The organism is Phenylobacterium sp., from assembly GCF_024508875.1.
Taxonomy (GTDB): domain Bacteria; phylum Pseudomonadota; class Alphaproteobacteria; order Caulobacterales; family Caulobacteraceae; genus Phenylobacterium.
The window spans coordinates 1-6,408 of sequence record NZ_JANINU010000135.1 but is presented as its reverse complement, the minus strand read 5'-3'; the positions used below and the strand labels follow the sequence as shown (position 1 = coordinate 6,408).

At 68.8% G+C, this 6,408-nt stretch carries 6 protein-coding genes; all 6 read left to right on the top strand.

The genetic code is table 11. The features are described 5' to 3' along the window. Window positions 1-358: gamma-glutamyl-gamma-aminobutyrate hydrolase family protein (locus tag Q0L11_RS11545; protein ID WP_296597414.1), on the top strand; the 358-nt coding region annotated here is incomplete at its 5' end. Window positions 359-437: 79 nt separating this feature from the next. Next, window positions 438-836, top strand: a complete 399-nt coding sequence (locus tag Q0L11_RS11540) for a hypothetical protein (protein WP_296597412.1) — start codon at window positions 438-440, stop codon at window positions 834-836. Window positions 837-839: 3 nt separating this feature from the next. Further along, entirely contained in the window at window positions 840-1,385 is a 546-nt protein-coding gene (locus Q0L11_RS11535; RefSeq protein WP_296597410.1) for a hypothetical protein, read from the top strand. An 11-nt stretch (window positions 1,386-1,396) separates the two neighbouring features. Next, a complete protein-coding gene (gene sigJ / locus Q0L11_RS11530) occupies window positions 1,397-2,257 on the top strand; it encodes an RNA polymerase sigma factor SigJ (protein WP_296597409.1) in 861 nt (286 codons plus the stop codon). A 254-nt stretch (window positions 2,258-2,511) separates the two neighbouring features. After that, window positions 2,512-4,431, top strand: coding sequence for a DNA primase (gene dnaG / locus Q0L11_RS11525; protein WP_296597408.1), 1,920 nt, complete (start codon window positions 2,512-2,514; stop codon window positions 4,429-4,431). 458 nt (window positions 4,432-4,889) lie between these two features. Beyond that, on the top strand, window positions 4,890-6,408 hold a 1,519-nt coding region (rpoD, locus tag Q0L11_RS11520), incomplete at its 3' end, for an RNA polymerase sigma factor RpoD (RefSeq protein ID WP_296597407.1).

Sequence of the window (6,408 nt, the reverse complement as noted above, 5' to 3'; positions counted from 1 at the left end):
CAGCGGCAAGCCGGTGTTCGGCATCTGCCTGGGCCACCAGATGCTGTCGCTGGCGTTGGGCGCCAAGACGAAGAAGATGGAGCAGGGCCACCACGGGGCGAACCACCCGGTGAAGGATCTGACCACCGGCAAGGTCGAGATCGTCTCCATGAACCACGGCTTCACGGTCGACCGCGACAGCCTGCCCGAGCCGGTGGTCGAGACGCATGTGTCCCTGTTCGACGGCACGAACGCGGGCTTGGCGCTGAAGGATCGCCCCGTGTTCTCGATCCAGCACCACCCGGAAGCCTCGCCGGGTCCCACGGACAGCCTCTACCTCTTCGAGCGCTTCGCGGGCTTCATGGACAAGGCGAAGTAGCGCCGAAGATTTTCTAGGGGCTGATGTCACAGCCCCGCCCGCCGTTCCGTCCTTGGCGTGAAGAGGACGGAGGCGGCGGATGCGTCACTGGGATCGATATCTGGCGGGGCTGATGGCCCTGCTGCTGGCGGCGAACGGCGTCGTGATGCTTTTCGCGCCCCTGGGCTGGTACGACGCCGTGCCCGGCGTGCCGACGACCGGGCCGTTCAATCCGCATTTCGTGCGTGACATCGGGGCGATCTACGTCATGTGCGCGCTGGGCCTGGCCTGGTTCGCCCGGAGGCCGGCGACGGGGTGGGCGGCGATGGCGGCGGCAGCCGCGTGGCTGACCATGCACGCCGCCATCCACGTCTATGACGCCACCTGCGGCGCCTCCCCGCTCGCCGATATTCAGCGTGACTTCGTGGGCGTCTACCTGTTCGCCGCCGTCCCGCTGGCGCTGGCGCTGTTCCGCAAACCCGCCGACCTGGGAGTCTGAGCCATGCTCAAGCTGATCCTCAGCCGCTACCTCGACAGGTTCGAGAGGACCTTCGGCTACGACGCCAGCTACATGCGTCACGTGCTGCGGGTGAACCCCTTCAGCCTGTTCAAGTTCAGTCTGGGGACGCAGGCGACGGATCCTCACGCGGCGCCGCCCGAGGCGCTGGTGGCCGCAGGGCTCTACGGAACGCTGACCGAGGACTGCGGGCCTTGCGTGCAGGTGGGCGTGGACATCGCCACGGCGAACGGCGTCGATCCGAACGTGCTGCGCGCCATCGTCGCCGGCGACCTCGAGGCGATGGGTGAGACGGCGTCGCTGGGCTACCGCTTCGCCCGGGCCAGTCTGGCCCGCGACCTGGAGGCCTGCGACCCGTTGCGCGACGAGATCGTGCGACGGTGGGGCGACAAGGCGCTGGTGGCGATCAGCCTGGGGATCGTGGCCTCGCGGATGTACCCGACGCTGAAGTACGCCCTGGGCTACGGCAAGAGCTGCTCGCGGGTTCAGGTCGGCGGCGAGACGGTCGTGCCGCTGCGGCTGGTGGCGTAGGGTAGGCGGACATGGACGAGGTGCTCACTGACGCCTTCGAGGCCAACCGGCCACGGCTCAAGCGGCTGGCCTATCGAATGCTGGGCTCGGTCTCCGAAGCCGAGGACGCCGTGCAGGACGCCTGGATCCGCTGGCAGCGGGCGGGGGAGGGGGTGACCGACCCCGCCGCCTGGCTGGTGCGAGCGACGACCCGGCTCTGCATCGACCGCCTGCGCGCCGCCAAGGCCGAGCGCGCGGCCTATAAGGGCCCCTGGCTGCCCGAACCGCTGATCGAGCCGCTGACGGACGATCCGGTCGAGAAGGCCGAGGAGGTCTCGGTGGCGTTCCTGCTGGCGCTGGAGCGGCTGTCGCCGTTGGAGCGCGCGGTGTTCCTACTGCACGACGTCTTCGACCAGGACTACGGCCAGATCGCCGAGACCCTGGAGCGGGCCGAGCCGGCCGTCCGCCAGCTCGCCGCCCGCGCCCGCCAGCACGTCCAGGAGGCGCGGCCGCGGTTCAAGGTCGACCACGACCGGATGATGCAACTCGCCACCGCCTTCATGACTGCCTCGGCGACCGCCGACACCCGGGCGCTGTCGGAACTGCTGGCCGAGGACGCCATCATGGTCTCGGACGGCGGCGGCAAGCGTTCCGCGGCGCTTCGGGTCATGGTGGGCCGTGCGGACATCGTGCGCCTGATCGAGGGCATCCGCTGGCGCCACGGCAAGGCGGCGATGGGCGACATCACGCCAGTGAGGGTCAACGGCTATCCGGGCTTCCTCATCCACCTGGAGGACGGCCCCGCCACCTTCGCTTTCGAACCCGGCGAGGACGGCCAGATCGCGGCGGTCTATTCGGTGCGCAACCCGGACAAGCTCACGCATCTGGGGTGATTCCGCCCCTTCTCTCGTCATGGCCGGGCTTGACCCGGCCATCCAACGGGTGCTCGCAGCGCAGAGTGCGACGCGTGCGGGCGCACTGGAATGGATTCCCGGGTCAAGCCCGGGGATGAAGAGCGATTGAGATGCGCGGCCGAATCTGACGCAGCTTGTCCACAAGCTGTGGAACACGGGCATCGCGGGGATAGCTGACGTGATTTGCGCTTGGGGGCTGGAGTCGAGATAGCTCCCGCCCACAGGTGATTCGGATGGTCGGGCGGTTTGACGAGCGGTTTCTGGAGGAGGTGAAGTCGCGGCTTCGGCCGAGCGACGTCATCGGCCGCACGGTGAAGCTGCGCAAGCAGGGCCGCGAATACGTGGGCCTGTCGCCGTTCAACAAGGAGAAGACCCCCTCGTTCTATGTGAACGACGACAAAGGTCAGTTCTTCGACTTCTCGTCCGGCAAGACCGGCGACCTCATCACCTTCCTGCAGGAGACCCAGCGGCTGACCTTCGCCGAGGCTGTCGAACGGCTGGCGGCCGAAGCGGGCGTGCCGCTGCCGGCGGTGGACCCGCGCGGCGCCGAGCAGGAGAAGCAGCGGCAAGGGCTGGCCGATTGGCTGGAACTGGCGGCGCAGTGGTTCGAGGCCGAGTTGCGCCGCCCGCCGGGGCGCGAGGCGCGCGCTTATCTGGAAAAGCGCGGCCTGCCAGAGAAGGAGTGGCCGAGATTCCGGATCGGCTTCTCGCCGCCGGGGCGGACGGCGCTGAAGGACTACCTCATCACCAAGGGCGCCAAGCCGGGCGAGCTGGTCGAGGCCGGGCTGCTGATCGCGCCGGAGGAGGGCGGGGCGCCCTACGACCGATTCCGGGACCGGATCATCTTCCCGATCCTCGACGTGCGCGGCCGAGTGGTCTCGTTCGGCGGCCGCGCGATGGATCCGCAGGCCCGCGCCAAATACCTGAACGGCCCGGAGACGGTGGTCTTCCACAAAGGCCACCAGCTCTACGGCCTGTCGGAAGCGCGCAAGCTCCTGGCCGCGGCGAAGGCCGACGAGGATCTGCCGCTGGTGGTGGTGGAAGGCTACATGGACGTGATCGCCTGTCAGCGCGCGGGCGTGCCCGCCGTGGCCGCCATGGGCACGGCTCTGGGCGAGGACCAGATGGAGGTGCTGTGGCGCCACCACCCCGAGCCCACGCTCTGCTTCGACGGCGACCGGGCGGGGCGCCAGGCGGCGGCCCGCGCCATGGACCGGGCGCTGCCGATGCTGAAGCCGGGGAAGAGCTTCAAGTTCGCCATCGTCGAGGGTGGCAAGGACCCTGACGACGTGCTGCGCGAGCAGGGGCCAGCGGTGCTGAAGCAGCAGCTTTCGCACACCACGCCCTTCGCCGAGGCGCTGTTCATCCGCGAGCGCGACGCCGAGCCGCTCGACACCCCCGAGCGGAAGACGGCGCTGAAGGTGCGGCTGCGCAAGCTGGCGGCGACGATCGCCGACGGCGACCTGGCGGCGGCCTACAAGGAGGACCTGCTGGGCCGGTTCGAGGCGCTGTCGCCCCGGGCCAGCGCGGCGCCGGTCTACGAGCCCGGCGCCGCGGGGAGAGCCCTGGCCAAGCACGGCTGGGCGAAGCGCCGCGCGGCGCTGGCGGGAGCGACGCCCGAGGCGAAGAGCGCGGCCCAGGACCTGAAGCAGTCGGTCCGACCCCTGGCGGCGGCCTTGGCCAAGGCGGCGCTGCACGACCCAGCCATCATCGACGACTCCATCGAACTGGTGGGGGCGCGGGGCTTCGGCGACGAGAAGCTGGACCGCATCGCCCAAGAGCTGGTCCAACTGCGCTACGAGGCGGATGACGCTGAATTCGACGTGGTGCTGCGCCGCTTGCGGGCGCGGGGCGTGGACGACGAGATGCTGGCGCGGATGGAGCGCGACGCCGCCAAGGCGGGCGTGGCCGCGCCGTTCCTTGATCCCAATGCCGCCCGCGAGCGCGCCCGGATGCTGTGGCGTCAGGCGTTCGAACTGCTGATGCAACTGGAGGCGTTGGAGCGGGCCGTCGAGGGGGCGCTGAGCGATGTGGCGCGGGATCCCTCCGCGATAAGCACGCTTGCGCCGCTGAAGGCGGAGCGCGACCACCTGCGCAAGCTGATCAACAGCGACTGGACGCTCGACGGCGGCGTTCCGGTCCTGCCGCACTGACTGGGCGGGCGGCAGGCCCCTCGGCCACGCCTCTGCGGAGAAATGTCGGCCCGGCCCTCGCCTGGGAGGCGCGCCGTCTTGACACTGAACGTGTCACACGCCATCTGCCGTCCTGCGGATTTAGCGCGCTTACGACAGACATCGATGGGCCGTTGCGGTTTCGGACGCGCCCCCCACGCGGATGATGATGTCTCCCTCGTGTGCGGAAATTCCGGTGGTCGCGCCGCTTCGGGCGGACGACGACATGGCGCGCGGCGGCGGATAGCATCCCCGCGGCGAAAAGACGCCGTGCGACGTCCATCTGCAGCGCGCGTGCGTATCCACTGCCGCATCGACAGAAACGGGAACGATTTAGACGGACTGCGGGTCGTATTGTCGCGACCTCTCGATCCAGGCCCGTCACCCACCATTTTCGGCGCGTCCCTTCCCGGGGGCGGCAGCCGATTTCGGAGATTTAGATGAGCGCAAACACGGCCGAAGCCGAAACTCCGGAGACCACGGGCGGAGACGGCCCGCTGCTCGACCTGACGGATGCGGCGGTCAAGAAGTTCATCAAGCAGGCCAAGGCCCGCGGCTACGTCACGATGGACGAGCTGAACAAGGTGCTGCCGTCCGAGGAAGTGACCTCGGAACAGATCGAAGACACCCTCGCCATGCTGAGCGAGATGGGCGTCAACGTCGTGGAATCCGAGGACGACGCCGAGGGCGGCGAGGTCGCGGTCCGCGAGGAGAGCGCCGTCGTCGAGACGACGAAGGAGCCGGCCTACGACCGCACGGACGACCCGGTGCGGATGTACCTGCGCGAGATGGGCTCGGTGGAGCTGCTGTCGCGTGAGGGCGAAATCGCGATCGCCAAGCGCATCGAGGCCGGCCGCGACACGATGATCCGCGGGCTGTGCGAGAGCGCCCTGACCTTCGAAGCCATCATGGTGTGGCGCGAGGAACTGGAGGGCGGGCGCATCCTGCTGCGCGAGGTGATCGACCTCGAACAGACATACGGCGGCCAGAACGCGGCGGCGGGCGAATTGCCGGCTCCGGCGGAAGCGGCCGAGGAGACCGAAGAAGCCGAGGGCGAGGAGAAGCCCGAGGGCGAGGGTGAAGGCGAGGGCGACGACGACTTCGACGACGGCGCCGGCCCGACCATCAGCGCGATGGAAGCCGAGCTGCGTGAGGGCGTCATGGCGACCCTGGACGCCATCGCGGGCGAGTTCGAAGCCTTCCGCCTGTTGCAGGAGAAGCTGGTCGGCCAGCGCCTGAAGGGCGAGGACCTGAGCGAGAAGGACCGCGCCGCCTATCAGGCCGCCGCGGGCACGATCGTCCAGCACCTGAAGACCCTGAAGCTGAACAACAACCGCATCGAGGCGCTGGTCGAGCAGCTCTACGCGATCAACAAGCGCCTGATGGTCCTGGAAGGCCGCCTGCTCCGGCTTGCCGACAGCTACGGCATCAGCCGCGGCGAGTTCCTCAAGGCTTACTTCGGCCAGGAGATGCGTCCGGACTGGGGCGACCAGGTGAAGGCCCTGGGCGTGCGCTGGACCAAGTTCGCCGAGAACGACGCCGGCCAGATCGGCGACATCCGCTCCGAGATCGCCGCCCTGGCGCAGGAGACGGGCGTCCCGATCGACGACTACCGCCGCATCGTCCAGACCGTGCAGAAGGGCGAGCGCGAGGCGCGTCAGGCGAAGAAGGAAATGGTCGAGGCGAACCTGCGCCTCGTGATCTCCATCGCCAAGAAGTACACCAACCGCGGCCTGCAGTTCCTGGACCTGATCCAGGAAGGCAACATCGGCCTGATGAAGGCGGTCGACAAGTTCGAGTACCGCCGCGGCTACAAGTTCTCGACCTACGCCACCTGGTGGATCCGGCAGGCGATCACCCGCTCGATCGCCGACCAGGCGCGGACCATCCGCATCCCGGTGCATATGATCGAGACGATCAACAAGATCGTCCGCACCAGCCGCCAGATGCTGCACGAGA